Below are 20,843 nucleotides of genomic sequence, written 5' to 3' on the forward strand. Positions count from 1 at the left end.
AAGGTGTTGCGGTGTGCGCAGAATCGCTGTGGAATGGCAAGGTGGGAGCGCGGGTCCAGCCTGCGGGTTGTGGGCAGTTCCTGTAACGCATTACGCGGTTCCTGTAACGCATTACGCGGCAGGCGATACCACTGTTAGCGAGCGCATCCCCATGACCTCATGACAAGCTTCTCCAGACAATTCGCATGCGGGGCGTGTGGGATGTGTCGCGTCAGTCGACCGGGCTAGTGCATTACATAGGAAGGGCTGTACATAGGAAGGGCTGTCGAGTGTTCAGACGTATCGTGATCGTCAACCGTGGTGAGGCCGCGATGCGGCTGATTCACGCTGTCCGGGACCTGGCCGCGGAGACCGCGACACCGATCGAAACCGTCGCTCTGCACACCGATGTCGACCGGAATGCGACCTTCGTGCGCGAGGCCGACATCGCCTACGACCTCGGTCCGGCGTCCGCACGCCCGTACCTGGATCTGAAGGCGCTCGAGCGTGCGCTGGTGGAGACCGGAGCCGACGCCGCCTGGGTCGGCTGGGGTTTCGTCGCGGAAGACCCGGCCTTCGCGGAGCTGTGCGAACAGATCGGAGTCACCTTCATCGGCCCCAGCCCGGAGGCCATGCGCAAGCTCGGCGACAAGATCGGCGCGAAGCTGATCGCCGAGGAGGTCGGTGTGCCGGTCGCGCCGTGGAGCCGCGGTGCGGTCGAGACTTTGGAGGCCGCCCTGGTGGCGGCGGCCGAGATCGGCTACCCGCTGATGCTGAAGGCGACCGCCGGCGGCGGCGGGCGCGGTATCCGGGTGATCACGAACGAGGCCGAGCTCGTCGATGCCTACGAGCGCACCCGCCAGGAGGCCGCGCGGGCGTTCGGCAGCGGCGTGGTGTTCCTGGAGCGGCTGGTCACCGGCGCCAGACACGTCGAGGTCCAGGTGATCGCGGACGGCCAGGGCACCGCGTGGGCGCTCGGCGTCCGCGACTGCTCGGTGCAGCGGCGCAACCAGAAGGTCATCGAGGAGTCCGCGTCACCGGTACTGCACCCTGAGCAGGTAGCCGAGCTCAAGGCATCGGCCGAGCGGCTGGCGATCGCCGTCGATTATCGCGGTGCGGCGACCGTCGAGTTCCTCTACCATCCTGGCGACAAGCTGTTCGCGTTCCTCGAGGTCAACACCCGCCTGCAGGTCGAACACCCGATCACCGAGTACACCACCGGTTTCGACCTGGTTCGGGCGCAGCTGTTGGTGGCATCCGGTGGCCGGCTCGAGGGCGATCCGCCAGCCGAACGCGGGCACGCCATCGAGGCCCGGCTCAACGCCGAAGACCCCGACCGCGACTTCGCGCCCGCCCCTGGCCGCATCGCGCGGCTGGATCTGCCCACCGGGCCGGGCATCCGCGTGGACACCGGCGTCAGCGAGGGCGACACCATTCCCGCCGACTTCGACTCGATGATCGCCAAGATCATCGCCTACGGCCGTAACCGTGAGGAAGCGCTCGGCAGGCTGCGCCGGGCGATGGCGCAGACCAGGGTGATCATCGAGGGTGGCGCGACGAACAAGAGCTTCGTGCTCGACCTGCTGAACCAGCCCGAAGTGATCGACGCCAGCGCGGACACCGGCTGGATCGACCGCGTCCGCGGTGAGGGTCGGCTGGTCTCGCACCGACACTCCGCCATCGCGCTGGCCGCCGCCGCCATCGAGGCGTACGAGGAGGAGGAACGCGTCGAGCGGCAGCGGCTGCTGTCGACCGCGTTCGGCGGCCGCCCGCAGGTGCAGCACGAGAGCGGACGGCCGCTGGATCTGAAGCTGCGTGGCATCGGCTACCGCGTGCGCGTTGCGCGGGTCGGCGCGCATCGGTTCCGCGTCGGCGTCGAATCGGGTGGCGACGTCCGTGCCGCCGACGTCGAGCTCGAGCGCTTCGACCGGCACACCGGGCGGATCGTCGTCAACGGCACCCGGTATCGCCTGATCACCGGCACACATGGGCCGATCCACCTGGTCGAGGTGGACGGCGTGACGCACCGGGTCAGCCGCGACGAGGGCGGCGTCGTCCGCTCACCCGCGCCCGCGCTGGTAGTCGCCACGCCGCTGGAGGTCGGCGCCGAGGTCGAGGCGGGCGCGCCGGTGCTTGTACTGGAGAGCATGAAGATGGAAACGGTGCTGCGCGCGCCGTTCAAGGCACGGCTGAAGGAATGTGTCGTGTCCGTGGGCAGCCAGGTGGAGACCGGTGCACCGCTACTGCGGCTGGAGCCGCTCGCCGACGACGACACCGAAGCCGAGGACACTTCGGCCGCCGGGTCCGTCGAGCTGGACCTGCCCGCCGCGTCCGGGAAGATCACGGCGCGGGAGCGCACCTCGCGCGGCCAGGAGGACCTGCGCAGCCTGCTGCTGGGCTTCGACGTCGACCCGCACGACGAACGCCGGGTGCTCGACGACTACCTTGTTGCGCGCCGGGCGGTCACGGAGGACGGCCGCCGGCCGCTGGCCGAGGAGCTCGAACTCCTCGACGTGTTCGCCGACCTCGCCGACCTGAGCCGCAACCGGCCTGCGGGCGAGGACGTCGGCGGCCACGTGCACAGCGCCCGCGAGTACTTCCACACCTACCTGCAGAGCCTCGACGTCGAGCGGGCCCGGCTGCCGGAATCGTTCCAGGCCAAGCTTGCCAAGGCCCTCGGGCACTACGGTGTCACCGAGCTGGAGCGTTCCCCCGAGCTCGAAGCCGGGGTGTTCCGGATCTTCCTTGCTCAGCAACGCGGGTCCGCCACCGCCACGGTCGTCGCGACATTGCTGCGCGCGTGGCTGCGGGAATCGATGCCCGACGAGACGCTCAGTGAGCCCGCCGGTCTCGCGCTGGAGCGGCTGGTGGCCGCAACACAGGTCCGTTACCCTGTGGTCTCCGACCTCGCGCGCGGAGTGGTGTTCGCCTGGTTCGGCCAGCCGCTGCTGCGCCGCAACCGAGCCCGCGTCTATGCCGATGTCCGCAGGCATCTGCGCCACCTGGATGCGTACCCGGACACGCCGGACCGCGCTGAGCGCATCGCCGAGATGGTGCGCAGCACCGAGCCGTTGGTGCGGCTGCTCGGTCAGCGGCTTATCCGCCACGACCTGGACAACGCGGTCATGCTGGAAGTGCTGACCCGGCGGTACTACGGCAACAAGGAGCTTACCGGCGTCTGCACCGCCGAGGTCGCGGGCTGCACGTTTGTGATCGCCGAGCGTGTGGGCTCGCGCGTGGTCTCCTGCGCGGTGAGCTTCGAAGCGCTGGGCAGCGCGCTGCGCGGGCTCGTGGAGCTGGCGAGAGGCGGTAACGCCATCGACGCCGACATCTATCTCGCCTGGGAGAAGCAGCCGGAGGACTCCGACGCGATGGCGGCTGCGCTGCACGAGGTCGTCAGAACGCACCCGCTGCCGAACCGGGTGCGCAGACTCACCGCCACCGTCGCGGGGCGCGGCGCCGCGGTGATACACCACCACTTCACCTTCCGTCCGTCGACCACGGGGATGACCGAGGAGCGACTGATCCGCGGCCTGCACCCGTACATCGCGCAGCGGATGCAGCTGCAGCGGCTGCACAAGTTCGACCTCACCCGGCTGCCGTCGTTGGACGAGGAGGTCTACCTCTTCCAATGCGTGGCGCGGGAGAACCTGTCGGACGACCGCCTCGTCGCGTTCGCACAGGTGCGCGACCTGACCGGGCTGCGCGAGCACACGGGCAGGCTGATCGCGCTGCCGACGGCCGAGAACACCATCGCCACCTGCGTCGACTCGATCCGCCGCGCGCAGTCGCGGCGACCATCGAAGAAACGCTTCAACACCAACCGGATCGTGGTCTACATCTGGCCGCCGAGCGACCTCACCCGCGCGGAGCTGGAGATGATCGCCGGGCGCGTGCTGCCTACGACCGCAGGCGCAGGGCTGGAGGAGATCCTGTTCATCGCGCGCCAGCACGACCGGAAGACCGGCGAGCTGACCAAGCTCACCGTGCGCATCTCCTTCGACGCGACCGGCGGCACCGAGCTGACCGTCGGCGAACCGTCGGCCGAGCCGGTCGAGCCGGTCGACGACTACCGACAGAAGGTGCTGCGCGCGAGCAGCCGCAACACCGTGTACCCGTACGAGTTGACCGGCTTGCTCGGCGACTTCGCTGAACACGACCTCGACGACGACCACGCGCTGGTGCCGGTTGACCGGCCGAAGGGGCGCAACACCGCGGCGATCGTCGCGGGCGTGGTCACCACGCCGACCCGGCGGCACCCGCAGGGCGTCACCAGGGTCGTGTTGCTCGGCGATCCGACGAAGTCGCTCGGCGCACTGTCGGAACCGGAGTGCCGCCGCGTGATCGCGGCGTTGGATCTGGCCGAACGGATGCGGGTACCGCTGGAGTGGTATGCGCTGTCCTCCGGCGCCAGGATCTCCATGGAGTCGGGCACCGAGAACATGGACTGGGTGGCGGCAGCGCTCAAGCGGATCGTCGAGTTCACCCAGGACGGCGGCGAGATCAACATCGTGGTCGCGGGCATCAACGTCGGTGCACAGCCGTACTGGAACGCCGAAGCGACAATGCTCATGCACACCAAGGGCATCCTGGTGATGACGCCGGACTCGGCGATGGTGCTCACCGGTAAGGAGTCGCTCGACTTCTCCGGTGGCGTGTCGGCCGAGGACAACCTCGGCATCGGCGGCTACGACCGGGTGATGGGCCCGAACGGGCAGGCGCAGTACTGGGCGCCGAACCTGGCCGCCGCGCGGGACGTGCTGATGTCATACTACGACCACACGTACGTCGCACCCGGCGAGGAGGCGCCGCGGCGGGCGAAGACGACCGACCCCGTCGACCGCGACATCTCCGACTTCCCGCATGCCGTGGTGGGCAGCGACTTCACCACCGTCGGCGAGATCTTCTCCGCTCAGGCGAACCCCGACCGTAAAAAGCCGTTCGACATCCGGACCGTGATGCGGGCGCTCTCCGACCAGGACCACCCGGTGCTGGAACGCTGGGCCGGCATGGCCGACGCGGAGACCGCAGTGGTGCAGGACGTGCATCTCGGTGGCATGCCGGTGTGCCTGCTCGGCATCGAGTCACAGTCGGTGCCGCGGCGCGGTTTTCCGCCCACCGACGGCCCGGACACCTACACCGCGGCCACGCTGTTCCCGCGGTCATCGAAGAAGGCCGCGCGGGCGATCAACGCGGCCAGCGGGAACCGGCCGCTGGTGGTGTTGGCGAATCTGTCGGGCTTCGACGGCTCCCCGGAGTCGATGCAGAAATTGCAGCTGGAGTACGGCGCCGAGATCGGCCGTGCGATCGTGAACTTCCGCGGACCGATTGTGTTCTGCGTGATCTCGCGGTACCACGGCGGCGCGTTCGTGGTGTTCTCGAAGGCGCTGAACCCGAATATGACCGTGCTCGCGTTGGAAGGCTCGTTCGCCTCGGTACTCGGCGGCGCCCCCGCCGCCGCGGTGGTGTTCTCCGGCGACGTCAACGCCCGCACCGCGGCCGACCCGCGCGTGCGAGACCTGGAGGCCCGCGCCGCAATCGCCTTCGGCGCCGACCGCGGCGCGTTGACCGCGGAGCTCGACGACCTCCGCTCGTCGGTCCGCGCAGAGAAGCTCGGCGAGGTGGCCACGGAGTTCGACCGCGTGCACAACATCCAGCGCGCCATCGAGGTCGGCTCCGTCGACGCCGTCATCCGTGTCGCCGAACTCCGCCCCCGTATCATCGAGGCCATCGAGTTCCCTCTGCGTTAGCCCCAATGCCGCGCAGTTTGGGCTCGCAGTGAATTAAGTCGTAATCGACCGTGCGGGTGGTCGCGGGTTCGGTGTCCGGTTATGAGCAGTCTCGACGGGTGGCCAGGTGTAGTGGTGTGCCGAGGGTGATGGTTTGCGGGCCGTTCGGTGTGTCGATGGTGGTCGTGGGGCCTGAGGTCAGGCTGACGGTCGTTGTGGCTGGTTGGATCTGTACGGTGAGCCTGCTGCCGCGAATCGCGATGTCGCGGATCGTCATTCCGTCCGGGAAACCGCTGGGCAGCATGGGGTCCAGGCGTGGCCCGGTCTCGGTCCACCGGAGTCCGGTGGGCCCGTAGAGCAGACCTTGGAGGAAGCCGGCTGCGCCGGTGATGAAGATCCACGCCGGTTGGGTCAGGAGTTGGCTCAGGGATTGGACCAGGACGTTGTCGCTGGCTTTGATGCCGCGGGTCTCAGCCTGGAAGTGATACGGCCCTTGCACATATGGTGCCGCCGATTGATCCAGGTAGTACTGGGTGCGGCATGGGTCGAGTTGTGCAGTGAGAACGGCTGCGACGCTGTTGCTCATGTTCGGGCCGTAGGGATCTGTCCGGTCGAGGTAGTACCGTAGCGTGGCTGCGGGTGAATATCCCGGTGCCGCATAGGAAAACGGGTAGCTGAGCAGCACGGTGTCGGCTTGTTTGATCTGCTGGCCGATGTAGCCGTGGTATTCGGCGGGCACCCCGGGTGCGATATCGCCGGGCATGACCATGTTGGCGGCGATGTCGGCCCACCGCGGGTCCACCGGCCCTCCGGCGATTCGTGCGGCTGCCGCGGCGGTGCGCATGGTGTTGATCACGCCACCGTTGGTCAGGGCATTGTCGACCGAGACGGCGACGTATTCGTCAGGCCCGGCTGCCGGGGCATAGTGGTATTTGCCGTCGGGTAGTTTCGGCCCGACGCGAGCTGTCAGATAGTCGGCGATCGCGGTGATCACCGGCAGACCGCTGCGGCTGAGCCACTGCTCATCACCGGTGGCCAGGTAGTACTGCCACTGGGCGAGCACGATCTCGTTGTTCAGATGCTCCTCGCCCAGCCCGCACACCGCCGGTGTCGCGCAGTGCTGTGCCGGGCCGTCGTCCCACGGAAATAGCGCGCCCTGCAGTCCGTACGCGCGTGCGTTGGCTCGAGCTTGGGGAAGGGCCTCGGCGCGCATGTCCACGACGGTGCGCGCCAGTCCGGGATACAGCGCGAGCAGGGTGGGGAAGATCCAGGTCTCGGCATCCCAGAAGGTCAGGCCGCCGTAGTCGTCGGATGCCAGCCCTGCGGGCTGTACGGACCAACGCTGGCCTTCTCGCACGCTGGACAGCACCGAATACAACGCCGCCCGAATCCAACCCTGGTAGTCGTCGCGGCCGGGGATCTCGATCGAGGGCTGCCACAGCTGCTGCCACGCCCGGGTGTGGTCGGCGTACTCCCCGGCGAAGCCCTGTGCACGGCCCGCGCGGGACGCGGCGGTGGCGATCTCCCGCGGGTCGGCGCCGTCGTCGGTGGAGGCGATGCCCACATACTTGGTGAACGTGTACGAATGACCCGCCTCGACGGCGACGCCGAACCGCAGTCCGGCCGTGTCGGCGCCGGGGGCGACCACCGCGGTGCCGGTGGTCGCGTCCGGGGTGTCGACAGTGGAGACGACGAACGCCGTGTCGTCGGTGCCCTCGGCTCGAACCCCGACCGTGCTCTGTCTGCCGGTCGGGTCGGCGGAGGATGCGACCGGTGCGACCCGTCGGGCGGCGGCACCGTCGATGAGGTCGGTGACGGCGAGTTCGCCGGAGAATTGTGGGGTCACGGTCAGCCGCTGGACCGCGAGGTTCGGCTGGGAGCGGGACACGAACGTCTGGTAGGTCAGATCCAGCTGACGCCCGGTGTCGGGCGACCAGGTGGTGCGTGTCGTGACCATTGCGTCACGGTAATTCAATGTTTGCTGGTAGTTGCTCACCGTCGTCGGGTCGACGTCGGGCTGGTAGGTTCGGTCTCCCACCGTGACCGCGAGGCCGGACCAGGCGGGCAACGCCGCGATCACCTGCGTGTTGTTGTAGGAGCCGGTTTGCCGCGCGTAGAAACCGGCCAGAAAGGTGCCGGTGTAGCGAGGTTGCCACAATGGAAACGACCCGCGCATCGCGTCGCCGTAGCCTTGATATCCGGCTCCGCTCGGCGGGATCGTGGAGCCGATCCGTCCGTTGCCCAGATACGGCGCCGCACGGAAATCGGCCGGCGTGAAAGTGGTAGAGGTTGCCGACCGGCCGTCGGGATCGCTGCCCGCCTCGTCCGCCACGGCCTCCCCCGGCAGCAACGCCAGAGCCAACGCGGCGCACACAAATAAAATGACTCTGGTCCGGGTTATTCGCCGCATTTGCTACAAATTAAAGCAGCACATCTGCCGAACCGGACGGCGTTACTGCCAACGGTGGGAAGCGATGGGAAGGTCTTCCGAAACCACTGGTCACTGGTTTGAACCCGACGTTCATCGCGCGCACAACATCGCCGCCACCGGGCCTCGTTGATGATCAGCGACAGATGTTCGGACGAGCCAAACTCCGACATGCTCCGCAAAACGAATTCTGCTGAGCGACTGAACAATCCAACGGGGCGCTGGCCGTTGCCGCCGAGCTGTGTCGAAAAGAGGAGCGGGTTCGAACCCATCGAGATCACGATCGGTGATCCCGCCGCGACCACCATGCTCGTGCGCGGCATGAACCGCGCCAGCAGCATGTGCCATGGCATCGCTGACGACCGACACTACGTGGCATAGCGTGATCATGTACCGTAGAGTAACGGGCCGTTGTTCAGCGGCATGATCTGTGCGTCTGGAGCCATGTTTGACCACGCCACAATCTCCTGTCCGGTTCCGCCGCTGCGTTCGTGGTCGATCGCGGCGCCGGGTTGTCGACATCGTCGCAACCGCGACATTGCTGCTGTGCGTGGCGGTGGTCGCGCCTTTGCCTGCGGGTGCGGAACCGCTGACGCCACCACCGAGTTCCGGGTCCTCGGGAAACTCTGAGCCGCCGCCTAAGAGCACGTACCTTCCGGGCCCGGCAGTGATCGACCACATCGACTCGATCACCGACCGCTGGCTGCGGGTGTATGTAACCTCACCGGCGATGGGCCGCCTCGTGCAGGTGCAGATGTTTCTGCCCGCCGATCGGAGTAAACCTCGCCCGACGGTGTTTATGCTCGACGGCCGAAACGCGGAACAGGGCAACAACGGCTGGGCCGAGCACGGCGGCGCGGTGCAGTTCTTCGCGGACAAGAACGTGAAACTGGTGCTGACAACCGACCGACCGGAAAGAAATCCATGCCGATCTTCGTCATCCCGAAGGCGTTTCGTACCGAACTAGAAAGGTCGGTATATCTCCTGTTCAGAATGAGGTGGTAAGCCCATGGACAAAAAAGGACCCAAAATACCAGCACACCCCTTCTATCGTCGCGCCGCCTCCCTCGTCGTCGCGAGCGCGATCCCGCTGTCGGTGACTGTGTTCGGCGCCGTGACCGCCACCGCCGATCCGCTGGCGCCGGAGATTTCCATCCAGATTCCGTTCGGACCGGTGCCCGCCGTCGTCGCCGTGGCCCCGGTCGCCGATCCTGCGGACACTGGTGCCGTGCCGCCCGGGGCCGCTCCTGCGGACCCCGGTGTCGTACCCCCCGACGCCGCTCGCCCCACGCCCCCGGTTTCCGCCGGCCGCAACGACTTGAGCACCAACCGGCCGATGCCGGACCCAGGCGTGCTCGCTCCCATCGTTCCGCAGCGCCTGCACCTGCCCAACCCCGCCGCCTCGGCCCCCGCGGTCGCACCGATCGGGGCGCCCCCCGGCACGCTGCGCGTCGGCGACGTCGTGATCGGCAGGCCGGACTGGCTGAGTTCCGAGCAGGGCAAGCAGATCAACGACGCGATCGCTGGCCCGGAAGCGGGCATCGCGCAGACCTTGGATTCGGCAGGCTTCGAGCCATCGCGCTCTGACCGCATCGCGGCGGACGTACTCGGCGCCACCGCGATCGGCGCCTCGGTAGGCAGCATGGTGGCTGCCCCGGTCGCCTCGATCGGAGCGGTTATCGGCGCGGTCTCCGGCGCCATCGCCGGCATTCCGATGTTTCCGACCGGGACGGTAGCTACTACCATTTTCGGCGCCGCCATCGGCTACCTGTTCGTCGCTTCCCCTGCCATCGCTATCGGCGCGGCTATCGGTGCAGCGGTCGGCGTCGCCGAAGGCCTTCTCACGCCGCCCACAGTTCCGGCCTCATAACCCAACTTCCCGGCAACACTCCGCGGAAAAGGACGCAAATACGCGGAGTCGACGCCACCTGGATCGATTTCATAAGTGCACGATTCAACCAGGAAGACCCGGTCTCGGCCGGGTCTTCCTGATGGGCGGTGAAAACACCGCACGTTTGGCCCCTCCGTATCGGGTTATGGCCCAGGAGACCGGCTGGATATGGCAGGCCGGCCAGATCGCCAGCGACATCGGATGCGACGCGGATGCCGTAGTCGATGGCGGCCCGCGACCCGACTACAGCGATGTTTTACCACGCGAACCGATTCAGTTCGGCACCACACCCAAGAACACGATCGGGCTGTGACCGCGGACATACAGGGCATCGAGATCGTCCAGTGCGCGGGGCTATTCCGCGTCATCACGGGTAAGCAGCCGTCCTCCCAGCGCGGTGATCTGCTCGGGGTCGCGGGCGGCCCGGCCACGCAGATCCGCCGGGCGCGTCGACGGCGACCTCGCGTGCGGCCAGCTGTGCGGCGGCGTCCTCCACACCGTGAGCGGCCAGCAGATCGTGAACCCCCGCAGCAGGTGCGGCGGTCAGCGCGGCGCGCGCGAGGATCGCCGCAGGGCACGCGTATCGGCCTGCGGTGAGGGTGCGGGGGAATGCACGAGACCTCCGAAGGGTCGAGGACGGGTTGGTCAGTCGAGGTCGATGCCGAGGTCGGCCGCCGTTGCGCGTCGATCAATGCGGCCACCGAAGTCGACCTGATGGGCCAGGCCGCCAGCGAAACCATCGCCGGATGCTACTGGTCATCCTTGGGCGGCCAAGCCACCGAATACGGCATCGCCGCGCTGGGCGGGGCCAGCCTCGACCAGCGAGGCCGCCGCAGACTGATCGGTTTCGAGCGCAACTTCGACAGCGGCGCGCCGGGCGCGTGGGCCTGGGCTGATTTGCAGTTAGCAGGTACCCGCGGAGTGGGGCTGGTGGGAGGCCGATGGCGGTTAGCACTGACGACACCGGCTGGTGGGAAGGGCAATTCTGGGAGTCTAAGAGGGCAATTCGAGGAGTTGAGACATGGTCACATCCCAGGAAGCGACCGAAGCTCCCACTTGCGCAGCAACAGAAACCAGCGGGGCGACCACTGCCCGTCGGGGCAATGCGCGGTACGCCGTGGAGCTGATCGGGACGTTCTTTCTGGTGTTCACGGTGGGGGCTGCCGTAGGCAGCGGCAGCCGGCTCGCCCCGCTGGCGATCGGGTGCGGTCCTGATGGTGATGATCTACGCCGGGGGGCACGTGTCTGGTGGACATTACAACCCTGCGGTGGCGTTGGCGGTGCTGGTGCGGTAGCGGATCGGCATGCGCGCTGCCCCCGGGTAATGGGTTGCGCAGCTCGTTGCCGGGCTGCTGGCGGCAGTGGTGGTGGTGACAATTCTTTCTACGGGCTGGCGATCGGGTTCACCGTGGCGGCAGGGGCATTCGCGGTCGCCGCGATCTCTGGTGGGGCGTTCAATCCGGCGGTCACGTTCGGTGCGGCCGTGATGGGGATGTTCGCCTGGCCGACGCTGTGGGTGTGCCTGGCGGCCCAACTCATCGCGGGCGCCGCCGCCGGCGCCGTCTTCCTCGTACTCAACCCCGACGACAAATGATCCCGCCCCTTACAGCGAGGGCAAACCGTTCCATCCACCAACCGAGAGGCACGACAATGACCTACACAATGCCCACACCGACGACGGCGGATGCCGGTATCTCGGTTCCGCCCGCTAGGACTGTCGGGGTTGGAAGAGTGCTGGCCACCAGGGAGATTCAGCTGAACGGTCGGTCCGTACTCGTGATTGTTGGTGAGCCGCAGCGGCTTCCGTCGACCGCCACTGGTCTGGGGTATGTGTGTCGGCTACAGATCGTGGGGTTGCAGCCGACGCCGGTAGGAATCCAAGCGACCGGCCCAGAACTAGCGCAAGCGTTGATGTCCGGGTTGGTCGAGGTCAGCGCGCGGTTGTGTGTCACGATCACCGATTTACTGTCGGAGGCGCACATCGGTGGTGTCGGTGTCCTCGCACCAGACCGTGCGTAGCGCGAAGGCGGTTCGCAGGGCTGGGCGGTGGCATCCGTATGGAGGGCTGGCGCATACGGGGGCGAGGCTCGAGTTCTATCGGTGGTTGTGAACGTCACCCGGAAGTGGATGTTCGGATGCCGCGTGGTGGAAATAACCGGATGCCGACCTCGGCGAAAAGCAGTACTTCGAGTGATCAGGCGGGGATGAAAGGCGCTGCGGCGGCGCGCATTGTCGGAGTGTCAACCAGCTGCGGATCGCTGTGGTTCCTCGATGCCGGCGGGATGCTTGTACCGGACCCAGGACCGATCTCGCCGCCTTTCCTCACCCACGACGACCGGATCGCCATCGCGGATGGCCTGCAGGCCGAACTGCCGGTCGAACAGATCGCCGCCTTGATAGGCAAGAGCTTCCATACCGTCTACCGGGAGATCGAACGCAACAGCAAACCCGACAGCCGATGCCAGCCCTGGGAGCACACGGCGGAAACGACCGAAGGAATGCGGTATCCGCGTAAACAAACAGCTGCGTGCCGCCATCCGGGACAAGCTGGCCGAAAATTGGTCACCGCAACAGGTCTCGCGATATCTCGCCCGCACGTTCCCGGATGAGGCGACGATGCGGGTCTGCACGGAGACGAGCAACCGGGGCCTGTTCGCGCTCGAACGAGGCGGAGGCGGAATCCGTAGTCGCCGCGGCCAAGGAGTCGGGCGGTAGCGCGGTCGCGTTGCCGCTCGATACCGGCGATGTGGGCGCCTTCGATGGGTTCGTAGCAGACGTGCGGCGCACGCTGAAACAGACCTGGGACCGGGATAGCTTCGATTTCGGCGCCGTATGACACCTATGTCGATGCCGCCCACCAACTGTGCTGCGCCCATGTCCGCTACACCGACCCCGCCCACAGGTGAGGAAATCCGGTGAGCAGGGGTGGGGAACTTCGGCGAGGGCCGTCACTACCGAGTCGAACGAGCAATCGCCAACTTCAAGACCTGGCGAATTCATGCACGTCGACTACCGACGACCCCTCGACACCTTCACACAAACCATTTCCGCGGTCATCGGCCTGCACTTCTATCAACTGGCCTGTGAATAAGCCTCAGTGACTCTGGTGCTGGCGCTGGAATGTGAACGCGTGCGCCTGCTCGCGATAGGTGACCCACTGCGATTGAGTGATCTCGTCCAAGCTGCTCTGCGAGCCGAACCGGCTGCCGTTACCGGAGACACCGGTGCCGCCGAACGGCGTGATGACGGCGTCGTTGTTGAGGGTCGGGGTCGTTGATGTGGACGATGCCGATCCGCAGCTGGCTCGCGAGGTCACGACCACGCTCGAGTGAGCCCATCTGGACCGCTGCGACCAGTCCGTACTCGATGTCGCTTGGCGAGCGGGTCGAGATACTCGTCGTCGACCTGCTCGAGCACGACGTGCCGGCCGTCATACACACTTTGTCTGTCAGGGTTAGCAAGTGCTGACGAATTTTCAGCGGTGTCAACGAGTTCGGGGTCGCGCATCGGCGAGCTGTGGTCTCGCCGTTGTCTGCCCGTGTGACCAGCGTCCGGCCGAGCGGCCCGGATATCCAACCTACTAGAAACTTTCCAGCACTGTCCTGATCAGGAGGGTGCCAGTCTGGTTTGCAAAGCCGTTCACGTTGCTCAAGGCGATTACGTTTGTGTCGCACTCCGGAATGTGCTGGATCATGACCTCGTAGCCGGGATCGTTGCCCGCGTGCCCGAATCGGCCTTGGCCGTACAGGAAGGCGCCGTAGCCCATGGCTATACCCTCGGCCACCACACATCGTGGCGTGAGCATGGCTGTCCGTAACTGCTTACCCAGCATGCTGCCGTCGGCATAGGCTCGCAGGAATCTGTCGAGGTCGGTGGCGGTCGAGAAGGCTCCGCCGTCGGAACCGCCTACCGACGGGATCGAGTAGATGTTCGACCGCCACGGCCCGCCCGGTTCGCGCGGTGACAGGTAGCCGATCGCTACGCGTCGTTGGACCTCGTCCAAGGCGAAGAAGCCGGTCGCGGTGAGGCCCGCCGCTTCTAGGACGGACTCGGTGACGACCTCGATGTATGGCGCCTGAGCGATCTCTTCGATGATCAGCCCGAGCATGATGTAGCCAGCGTTGGAGTACTGGAACTGTTGCTCAGGTGGCCGGTGTGGTGGGAAATTCGCGAACAGCGGCAGAAAGTCGGCCGGGTGCAGGATGCGGTAATTAGGCCGGTCTGTCCACAACGCCGCATAGTCAGCCGACAGCCCGTTGCCCTCCTCGAAGTAGTCGGCGATGCCAGAGGTGTGGCTGAGCAGATGGTGGACGGTAACGTCAGGGCGCAACATGGCCGGGCGCCGGTCTGGGGGGAGTATTTCTTCCACGGGAGTGTTGAAGGAGACCTGTCCGCTGCGCACGAGTCGAGCCACGGCGACGGCGGTAAACATCTTGGTCACCGACGCCAGGCCGAAGCGGGTTTCTGGGCATACGGGAACACCATCGGACCGGTTCGCCAGCCCGTAACAGCCCTCGAACTCCCGCACCCCACCGCGTACGACGACAGCGACGCCGGAGTAGCCGCGCTCCTTCTCCCACTCCCGGAGCAGGGCATCCATCTTGCCCCATACCTGGTCGACCTTCGGTTGGCTCATCCCGCCGCAACCCTCTACAGGCTGTTCATCAGCTGGAATGAGCGACGCAGCGAAGCGATCAACTCGCCGAGTACGCGCCGTTCATCGTCGGTGGCACGAGGCAGCATCGAATCGGCGACCTGTTGCACCCGCAATAGACAGGAGGCACGGCTGACCGCGTCGATCTCGTCAGCTCCTTCGCCATCGGCCCGGCTGGTAGCCAGTGTTTCCGCGTACTGGTGGCCGACCCGGCCCACTCCGAGCCGGAGGTCGATGAGAACTAGGCTGCGGCCTCTGATGACGGTCAGGTCCGCAGGCCCACAGCCCGCGGCAAGCGAGCGCTGTAAGTCCGCCATCGGCACGTGGTCGGCGAACATGCGTCTCGCCGCAGCTTCTCCGGTGGCGAATGTGTAGTAGCCGGCCTCGGAGCAGGACGCCACCACGCATTCCTTCTGTATGAGTACCGGCAGTACGGTCGCCCGGTCACGCGGGAAGCACGGCCGGTATGCCATCCGGCGCAGTAACGACGACAGCGGTGCCTTCCAGGGGAACGTGTCGGCGAACTCGTCCGCGATCACAGGGCGCACCAGGCCGAGGATGCCGCCGGTTTCGACGAGGTGATGGTGGATCAGCTTCGCAGCTCGCACCTGAGCCAGCACGTCGCACATCTCCCTGCCCAGGTCGGGCGCCTGTGCGATGAGGCATCGGAACGAGTATTTGTGGATGTAGACGCGCCGCCCTGCAGTGCTCCCTGCTGAAGTCAGCGCTCGATAGTGGACCATGGCCATTTCTCCTGGAGGGTCGCCCCGCAACATCGGCGGCTAGGGATGGTAGGCGAGCATGTAGATCCCGGCGTCCCCGACGGCGCACAGTAGCGTGCCGTCCGGATGCCAGGTGACGCCGAGTAGGGGCGCGGCGAGCCGCAGCGCGCAGTGGCAGGTATTTGTGGCAATGTTCCACAACCGCACCGTCTGATCGCTGCTGACGGTGGCGAGCAGGCTGCCGTCCGGCGAGAACGCGCTGCTCTCGACCCACCCGGTGTGGCCGCGGAGAACTGCCTCGATCTCGCCGGTCGCGACCCGCCAGATCCGTGCCGTCTGGTCATCGGACACGGTGGCCACCAGAACTCCGTCCGGGGAAAAGGCGCAGCCTGTTACACAGTCGGTGTGACCTGACAGCACGGCCACCTCGGTCCACTCGGGAGCGCGCCACAACCGTGCCTTCATGTCGAATCCGGTGGTCACCAGCACACTGCCGTCCGGGGAGAAGGCGCAGCCGTCCAACCACTCCTGGTGGCCGGTGATCACTTTCACCGCGCGGTGCGTACGGACATCCCATAGGCGGACGGTGCGGTCACTGCTCGCGGTGGCAAGCAGCCGTCCGTCCGCCGAGAACGCGCACCGGCGGACCCGGTCCGCTCAGGACGGCCGATTCCGAGCCATCAGTACACCGCCACAACCAAACCGTGCCGTCGTGGCCCGCGGTCGCGAGCACGCCATCCGGAGAGAACGCGCAACCCCATGCGCTGTTGCGGTGACCGAGTTCCCGGAGAACGAGTACGCGCACCTGTACCGGTTGCGGAAGGTGCCGTGCTCGACGCCGGGGGCGTACCAGGTGAACACCCGCGTCGCCGCCGGTGTCGTTCTGCCTGCATCGCATCGGTACCTGACAACATCGTCGACGAATCGGCAACTGCTGATGGCACCGCCTACACACGGGGCGACGACCATCAGAACGCGCGGTACGCGGCGTTTCAGTACGTTGTTGCGGGATCGACGTTGCGCGGATGTGCTTCACTCAGGGACCACGACCCAGCCACCCCTTCATGCACTCTCATCAGTGGGGATGCTGACGGAATCCTTCGCCGTGCAACCACTTTCGGCTATAACCAGAGCGAACGCGCCGGAGCCGACCGGTGTGCGGACTACCTCACCAGCCTCGCCGACCACTTGCGCTACGACCTCGCCCTTGCCCACGCCTTGCCCATCGTCACCGGCGTCATCGAGGGCGCATGCCGGCATCTGGTCGCCGACCGTCTCGACATCACCGGCGCCCACTGGGGCCTGGCCGGAGCCGAAGCCATCCCGCGGCCGCGCGCCGTCACCAGCAACGGCGACTTCAACGAATACTGGCGCTACCACCAGCACCGAGAACACGACCGCACCCACGACAGCCGATACCAGCAATCACAAAGCGACTACACGCTTGCCGGCTGACAACTCACCCGAGGCGAGCTATACCCTACGTCGTATCTAGCCCCGACTGTCAGCGCATTTTGGCGTCGCTGATCAGCCACCGTGCGTCGATATTGTCCTCGATGAGCGTCATTGTCACGGTGTCGCTAGTCCGAATGGCCACCGGTGGCGTCGCTAGTGCCTCGTCCAGTAGGTCGATCGGGTAATCGGGGTTTCGGGCCGCTGCACGACGCCATCTCCACCGGTAGCGATGCTGCCGGTGGAGATCCTGTCGTGACTCCCGCGACGATGCGAGAGACCCCGGATTCCCTTCCGAACGTCAGTTCCAGTTGTCGATCTTGACGTCGTGGGGATCCGGAGCGCCTTTCCCGGTTTCGATCAGCGACTTCAGGCTCATCAGAAAGACCGCCCACTTGGTGCTGCAGTGGTGCATGAATTCCACCGGCTCCTTCCAACCTTGGTGATTGAAGAGAACGATGGTGTAGTCGTCGACCTGATCGAGGTCCCAGTCCACATGTGTGCCGATCCATTCTTCGGGTCCGTCGACCACCTCCCACAGCACGCGCTTGCCTGGGTCAAGCTCGAGGACCTTCATGTCGAATCCACCGGCCCCGAACCCGAATTGGAGCACGTCGCCGAGGTCGTTGCCTTCGCCTTGGGTGTTGGTCGTCCACCAGCTGGCAAGTCGCTCGGCGGTGGTCAAGGCCGCGTAGACCTCGGCCACCGACGATTTGATTCCGACCCTGTGCAGGATGTCTACCATTTTCGATTCTTCTTTCCAGTGTGGGTTCTCGTATGACCTTCATGAATTCACTGCTGTATGTCGCGCTGGTCTTTCCTGCGCTGAATAGCCTCGGCGATCCGCTTGATACGCCGGAGCCTGGCGTCCCACGCTGCCCCCACCGAGGACAACTGCGCGACCGCGCGAGCAAGTTGCGCCTCGTCCACCCGGTACCTCCTCTCTCGCCCGGCAGGCGTGGCGTGTACCAAGCCGACGCGGTCGAGCACGCCGAGATGTTTCGCGATGGCCTGCCGTGTCACGGGCAGCTGCTCACTGAGGCTGGTGGCCGTGCCATCGCCATCCGCCAGGAGCAGGTCGAGCATCCGCCGACGGGTCGGATCCCCGACCGCGGACCACAGGTCGTCGTCGACGGCGGGGGCGGTCATGGGGTTGACACCAGCCGCGCGAGGTACTCCCCGAGTCGGGGAACAAAGGTGTCCCAACCGACGCTGTGTTCGCGGTACTGCTCCGCCAACTTCGCGGCCTCCCAGCCCATCTCCCGGAACCCGGTCTCGGTGAGCCGAATCCTGGTGCCCGTCCCCGACGGGGTGAGCTCGAAGGTGACCAGCAGCGAGTTGGCGGAGTCGTCGACCTTGCCCTCGGGATAGCACCAGCGGAACGAGAACAATCGAGGCGGCTCAGCGTTCACCACGGTGATCGGGACGACCTCTGCCCGCTCGCCCCAGACAAGCTCACCGACCGCGCCGGGAGTCGCTTCGACCTCGGCATCATCGGTCCACCATTCCGAGATGTGCTCCGGGCTGCTGACGACCTCGAAGACCACCTCGGGCGAGGCGTCGACGTGGATCTCTCGTTCGATGCTGCCGTACTCCATACTCTTCACTCTTCCTCCATATGCAACGTTTGGTTGCACATCACGCTAGCCGACCACCCGCCATCGTGCAACCATTGGTTGCTTATTGGCGGCAATAGAGCTGTTTGAGGCCTGCCCAGACGGCTGACGCTAGGTGAATACGCCACACCCAGCTTCGACGTCGCCCTCCCACACACCGCGCCGGCAGATCCGACCAGCAGCCCGCCAGCCCGATCGGGTAATCGGGGTGCCGGGTTGCTGGTCGGCTCCACCGGCAGTGATGCTGCTGGTCGAGGTGGTGTCGTGGCTCGTAAGCCAGAAGTGTTCGTCCGGCCGGTAACCCCGGAGGAAGGCCGCAAACTGCAGCAGATCACCCGCATGAGCAAGCAGCCGGTGCGGGTGCGGCGCGCGATCGTGGTGCTGGCATCCGCGAAAGGACAGCCGGTGCCGTTGATCTGCCGGAAATGGTGACGTCATTGTGGTCACCATCAATTATCGGCTCGGCGCTCTCGGGTTCCTGGCCGCTGGCGCACTCGACGACGGCTCCGGGTCCGGCAATTACGGTCTCCGCGATCAGCAGACCGCATTGCGGTGGGTGCAGCGCAATATTGCTGCCTTTGGGGGGCGATCTGGGCCGGGTCACCGCCGCCGGTGAGTCTGCGAGCGCCATCGCGGTGTGCGCCCAGCTCGCCGCGCCCAGCTCGCGCGGGCTGTTCCAGGCCGCGATCATGCAGAGCGGTCCGTGTGTAGACGGCGTCCTGGTGGCTCAGGCGGAACGCGACGGTGATGCGTACGCGTCGCGGCACGGCTGCTCCGGCCCGGATGCCGCGAAGTGTCTGCGCGAGCTGCCGGTCGATACATTGGTGGGGGACCCGGTCACCAAGACGGTGGTCGGTGGAGAGTTGCTGCCGAACAGCCCACTGGCGGTGGTGCGGAATGGGGCGATACCGCAGGTGCCGATCCTCGTCGGTGCGAACCATGACGAGATGTACATGAAATACGGTGTCCCGCTGGGCAAGCCGCTGACCGTCGACGGCTACCGTGAAGCACTTGCCAACGCCATGTCGGATCTGACACCGGAGCAGATCGACAGCGTCGAACGGCAATATCCGCTGTCGGCCTACCCGCAGCCTGCGCTCGCGCGCACTCGGGCCCGGACCGACCGGGTGCTGTCCGGGCTGACCGTCGAATCCGCGGCGCTGAGTCGCCACAACCCCGAGCTACGTGTACACGTTCGACGATCCCGCACCACTCGGGCCGTCATCCACCTTCCCCCTCGGCGCTTTTCACGCCAGCGAGCTGTGCTCCCTGTTCAGTATCCGCGACCTGAGCTGGCTCTACAGGGTCGCGATGACCCCTGACCAACAGCGGCTCGCCGGTGAAATGCGAAGGTATTGGAGTCGTTTCACGATCGGCGGCACTCCGAATCCGGCCGGACTGGAACCCATCCCCGCCTACGATCCTGCCGCACCCCAGGTCATCTCGTTTCGCCCCGACGGAAGTCGCCTCATCGACACCTACGCCGCCGACCACCACGCTGACTTCTGGTCGACCATGCCACAGACGCGGTAAGCGGTGCGCGGGAGCCCGTGCACCGCAACAACTTTCGTGCTCAGATCTTGCGGATGACCGTGACGACCTTGCCGAGGATCCGCGCGTCGTTGCCCGGGATCGGTTCGAACAGCGGGTTGTGCGGCATCAGCCAGACGTCCTTGCCGGTGCGCTTGAACGTCTTGACGGTGGCTTCGCCCTCGATCATCGCGGCTACGATGTCGCCGTTGTCGGCGACGTTCTGTTGGCGTACGACCACCCAGTCGCCGTCGCAGATCGCGGCTTCGATCATCGATTCGCCGACGACCTTCAGTAGGAACAGCGAGCCGTCGCCGACCAATTCGCGGGGGAGTGGGAAGACATCTTCGACCGCCTGCTCGGCGAGGATCGGACCACCGGCCGCGATCCGGCCGAGGACGGGGACGAAAGTCGGTGTCGGGCGACCGGGATCGGCGTCCTCGACCGAGGACAGGCTGGTCACGGCCCGGACTGCTTCGTCGAGACCGCGAACGTCCACGGCGCGTGGACGATTCGGGTCGCGGCGCAGGAAGCCCTTGCGCTCCAGCGTGCGTAGTTGGTGGGCAACCGATGAGGTGGAGGTCAGCCCGACCGCGTCGCCGATCTCTCGGATGCTCGGCGGGTAGCCGCGCTCGCTCACCGAGGCGCGGATGACCTCCAGTACCTTGCGCTGACGCACGGTGAGATCCGCCCCGGCCCCGGATGGGCCGGTGCCTCCTACGCTCTCGTCGCCCGTGTCGTCTGTGTGGGTCACCGCAACCGCCCTTCACCTGTCGTTGGTTTCGTCTTACGAATCTAGTCCGGCCGCGCCGATGTTTCAAACATCTGTTCGAGGCATGTCG

General features: G+C 66.3%; 21 protein-coding genes and 3 pseudogenes. 12 read left to right on the top strand and 12 right to left on the bottom strand.

Features of this window, described 5'->3' with window-relative positions:
- The first annotated feature begins 269 nt into the window (after positions 1 to 269).
- Positions 270 to 5,729, top strand: a complete 5,460-nt coding sequence (locus tag ACV7NQ_RS31465; RefSeq protein WP_463362894.1) for an ATP-binding protein — start codon at positions 270 to 272, stop codon at positions 5,727 to 5,729.
- Between the two features lie 79 nt (positions 5,730 to 5,808).
- Here the strand turns inward: ACV7NQ_RS31465 and ACV7NQ_RS31470 are convergent, their stop codons facing one another.
- Together ACV7NQ_RS31470 and ACV7NQ_RS31475 are read right to left on the bottom strand one after the other, a co-directional pair.
- Positions 5,809 to 8,082, bottom strand: a complete 2,274-nt coding sequence (locus ACV7NQ_RS31470) for a glycosyl hydrolase family 65 domain-containing protein (protein ID WP_463362895.1) — start codon at positions 8,080 to 8,082, stop codon at positions 5,809 to 5,811.
- A gap of 23 nt (positions 8,083 to 8,105) precedes the next feature.
- The gene (locus tag ACV7NQ_RS31475) at positions 8,106 to 8,477 is read right to left on the bottom strand and encodes a hypothetical protein (protein ID WP_463362896.1); all 372 of its coding nucleotides are present in this window, start codon (positions 8,475 to 8,477) and stop codon (positions 8,106 to 8,108) included.
- Between the two features lie 326 nt (positions 8,478 to 8,803).
- Between ACV7NQ_RS31475 and ACV7NQ_RS31480 the strand changes: the two genes are divergently transcribed.
- The 6 genes from ACV7NQ_RS31480 to ACV7NQ_RS31505 all read left to right on the top strand — a co-directional run bounded on the left by ACV7NQ_RS31480 (position 8,804) and on the right by ACV7NQ_RS31505 (position 12,636).
- A complete protein-coding gene (locus tag ACV7NQ_RS31480) occupies positions 8,804 to 9,103 on the top strand; it encodes a hypothetical protein (protein WP_463362897.1) in 300 nt (99 codons plus the stop codon).
- 42 nt (positions 9,104 to 9,145) lie between these two features.
- On the top strand, positions 9,146 to 10,006 hold the full coding sequence (locus ACV7NQ_RS31485) for a hypothetical protein (protein ID WP_463362898.1): 861 nt from the start codon (positions 9,146 to 9,148) through the stop codon (positions 10,004 to 10,006).
- 630 nt (positions 10,007 to 10,636) lie between these two features.
- Positions 10,637 to 11,242 (top strand): acetyl-CoA hydrolase/transferase C-terminal domain-containing protein, encoded by a 606-nt coding sequence (locus ACV7NQ_RS31490; RefSeq protein ID WP_463362899.1) that lies wholly within the window; start codon positions 10,637 to 10,639, stop codon positions 11,240 to 11,242.
- 5 nt (positions 11,243 to 11,247) lie between these two features.
- Entirely contained in the window at positions 11,248 to 11,322 is a 75-nt protein-coding gene (locus ACV7NQ_RS31495; protein WP_463365888.1) for an aquaporin, read from the top strand.
- Between the two features lie 113 nt (positions 11,323 to 11,435).
- Positions 11,436 to 11,621: an aquaporin gene (locus ACV7NQ_RS31500; protein WP_463362900.1), complete on the top strand. Its 186-nt coding sequence runs from the start codon at positions 11,436 to 11,438 to the stop codon at positions 11,619 to 11,621.
- A 688-nt stretch (positions 11,622 to 12,309) separates the two neighbouring features.
- Positions 12,310 to 12,636, top strand: a complete 327-nt coding sequence (locus tag ACV7NQ_RS31505) for a helix-turn-helix domain-containing protein (protein WP_463362901.1) — start codon at positions 12,310 to 12,312, stop codon at positions 12,634 to 12,636.
- 485 nt (positions 12,637 to 13,121) lie between these two features.
- On the opposite strand, the gene ACV7NQ_RS31510 is transcribed toward ACV7NQ_RS31505, so the two are convergent.
- The 6 genes and pseudogenes from ACV7NQ_RS31510 to ACV7NQ_RS31535 all read right to left on the bottom strand — a co-directional run.
- Complete coding sequence (locus tag ACV7NQ_RS31510) at positions 13,122 to 13,343, bottom strand: hypothetical protein (protein WP_463362902.1); 222 nt, start codon at positions 13,341 to 13,343, stop codon at positions 13,122 to 13,124.
- A gap of 264 nt (positions 13,344 to 13,607) precedes the next feature.
- Entirely contained in the window at positions 13,608 to 14,663 is a 1,056-nt protein-coding gene (locus ACV7NQ_RS31515) for a serine hydrolase domain-containing protein (protein ID WP_463362903.1), read from the bottom strand.
- 14 nt (positions 14,664 to 14,677) lie between these two features.
- Positions 14,678 to 15,424, bottom strand: a complete 747-nt coding sequence (locus tag ACV7NQ_RS31520; protein ID WP_463362904.1) for a hypothetical protein — start codon at positions 15,422 to 15,424, stop codon at positions 14,678 to 14,680.
- Positions 15,425 to 15,463: 39 nt separating this feature from the next.
- Entirely contained in the window at positions 15,464 to 15,955 is a 492-nt protein-coding gene (locus ACV7NQ_RS31525) for a WD40 repeat domain-containing protein (protein WP_463362905.1), read from the bottom strand.
- A gap of 30 nt (positions 15,956 to 15,985) precedes the next feature.
- A pseudogene (locus ACV7NQ_RS31530) lies at positions 15,986 to 16,042 on the bottom strand (WD40 repeat domain-containing protein); the annotation flags it as partial.
- A 64-nt stretch (positions 16,043 to 16,106) separates the two neighbouring features.
- Positions 16,107 to 16,301 (bottom strand): annotated as a pseudogene (locus ACV7NQ_RS31535) (WD40 repeat domain-containing protein); the annotation flags it as partial.
- A 290-nt stretch (positions 16,302 to 16,591) separates the two neighbouring features.
- Between ACV7NQ_RS31535 and ACV7NQ_RS31540 the strand changes: the two are divergent.
- On the top strand, positions 16,592 to 16,858 hold the full coding sequence (locus ACV7NQ_RS31540; RefSeq protein WP_463362906.1) for a hypothetical protein: 267 nt from the start codon (positions 16,592 to 16,594) through the stop codon (positions 16,856 to 16,858).
- A 298-nt stretch (positions 16,859 to 17,156) separates the two neighbouring features.
- Here ACV7NQ_RS31540 and ACV7NQ_RS31545 read toward each other — a convergent pair whose 3' ends face one another.
- From ACV7NQ_RS31545 to ACV7NQ_RS31555, 3 genes are read right to left on the bottom strand one after another with little or no spacing between them, the layout of a single operon-like run.
- Positions 17,157 to 17,600 (bottom strand): SRPBCC family protein, encoded by a 444-nt coding sequence (locus ACV7NQ_RS31545; protein WP_463362907.1) that lies wholly within the window; start codon positions 17,598 to 17,600, stop codon positions 17,157 to 17,159.
- 47 nt (positions 17,601 to 17,647) lie between these two features.
- Positions 17,648 to 18,004: an ArsR/SmtB family transcription factor gene (locus ACV7NQ_RS31550; protein ID WP_463362908.1), complete on the bottom strand. Its 357-nt coding sequence runs from the start codon at positions 18,002 to 18,004 to the stop codon at positions 17,648 to 17,650.
- A complete protein-coding gene (locus ACV7NQ_RS31555) occupies positions 18,001 to 18,453 on the bottom strand; it encodes an SRPBCC family protein (protein WP_463365889.1) in 453 nt (150 codons plus the stop codon). The genes ACV7NQ_RS31550 and ACV7NQ_RS31555 overlap by 4 nt, the downstream gene beginning before the upstream one ends.
- A gap of 282 nt (positions 18,454 to 18,735) precedes the next feature.
- Here ACV7NQ_RS31555 and ACV7NQ_RS31560 point away from each other — a divergent pair, with 282 nt between their 5' ends.
- The 4 genes and pseudogenes from ACV7NQ_RS31560 (at position 18,736) to ACV7NQ_RS31575 (ending at position 20,004) form a co-directional block, all read left to right on the top strand.
- Entirely contained in the window at positions 18,736 to 18,903 is a 168-nt protein-coding gene (locus ACV7NQ_RS31560; RefSeq protein ID WP_463362909.1) for a hypothetical protein, read from the top strand.
- Between the two features lie 7 nt (positions 18,904 to 18,910).
- Complete coding sequence (locus ACV7NQ_RS31565) at positions 18,911 to 19,087, top strand: carboxylesterase family protein (RefSeq protein ID WP_463362910.1); 177 nt, start codon at positions 18,911 to 18,913, stop codon at positions 19,085 to 19,087.
- Positions 19,050 to 19,436, top strand: a pseudogene (locus ACV7NQ_RS31570) (carboxylesterase family protein); the annotation flags it as partial. The gene ACV7NQ_RS31565 and the pseudogene ACV7NQ_RS31570, both read left to right, overlap by 38 nt.
- A gap of 220 nt (positions 19,437 to 19,656) precedes the next feature.
- Positions 19,657 to 20,004: a hypothetical protein gene (locus tag ACV7NQ_RS31575; protein WP_463362911.1), complete on the top strand. Its 348-nt coding sequence runs from the start codon at positions 19,657 to 19,659 to the stop codon at positions 20,002 to 20,004.
- Positions 20,005 to 20,044: 40 nt separating this feature from the next.
- Here the strand turns inward: ACV7NQ_RS31575 and lexA are convergent, their stop codons facing one another.
- Positions 20,045 to 20,755 carry a transcriptional repressor LexA gene (lexA, locus tag ACV7NQ_RS31580; protein ID WP_463362912.1) on the bottom strand — a complete coding sequence of 237 codons (711 nt, stop codon included), beginning with the start codon at positions 20,753 to 20,755 and terminating at the stop codon, positions 20,045 to 20,047.
- Positions 20,756 to 20,843 lie beyond the last annotated feature (88 nt).

The organism is Nocardia sp. Tas62D01 (assembly GCF_055232035.1).